Origin of the sequence: Pseudomonas sp. EA_65y_Pfl1_P113 (assembly GCF_963970525.1) — a bacterium.
In the GTDB taxonomy this organism is placed as follows: Bacteria; Pseudomonadota; Gammaproteobacteria; order Pseudomonadales; family Pseudomonadaceae; genus Aquipseudomonas; species Aquipseudomonas tritici.
This window is the reverse complement of record NZ_CAXAQM010000390.1, coordinates 1-505: the sequence shown is the minus strand read 5'-3', so window position 1 is coordinate 505 and position 505 is coordinate 1. Positions and strand designations below refer to the sequence as shown.

Below are 505 nucleotides of genomic sequence, written 5' to 3'. Positions count from 1 at the left end.
CTCATCCTGCCCGAGATCGCGCAGACGGCTGGAGTTGGAGCTGTTTTCGTAGCCCACCACCAGCAGCAGATCGGCCACCTTGCAGAGATCGCGCACCGCGCTCTGGCGGTTCTGCGTTGCGTAGCAGATTTCGGAAACGTCGGGCCCGATCAGGTTGGTGAAGCGCTTCGCCAGCGCGGCGATCACATTCTTGGTGTCGTCCACGCTCAGCGTCGTCTGGGTTATATAGGCGATCTCGGCATCCTCGGGGATGTCGAGCGCAGCGACATCGGCCTCGGTCGAGACGAGATGGACCGGCGCATCGACTTGGCCGCGCGTGCCGATCACTTCGGCATGGCCTTCATGCCCGATCATCACCAGCGTCCGCCCGGCCTTGGCATAACGCCGACCCTGCAAATGCACCTTGGTCACCAGCGGACACGTCGCGTCGAACACCGGCAGCTTGCGCGCCTTGGCCTCTTCCTCGACGGTACGGGCGACGCCGTGCGCGCTGAACACCGTCATC

1 pseudogene is annotated in these 505 nt (G+C 64.2%); it reads right to left on the bottom strand.

Features of this window, described 5'->3' with window-relative positions:
- Positions 1–505, bottom strand: a pseudogene (locus AACY52_RS30210) (4-hydroxy-3-methylbut-2-enyl diphosphate reductase); the annotation flags it as partial.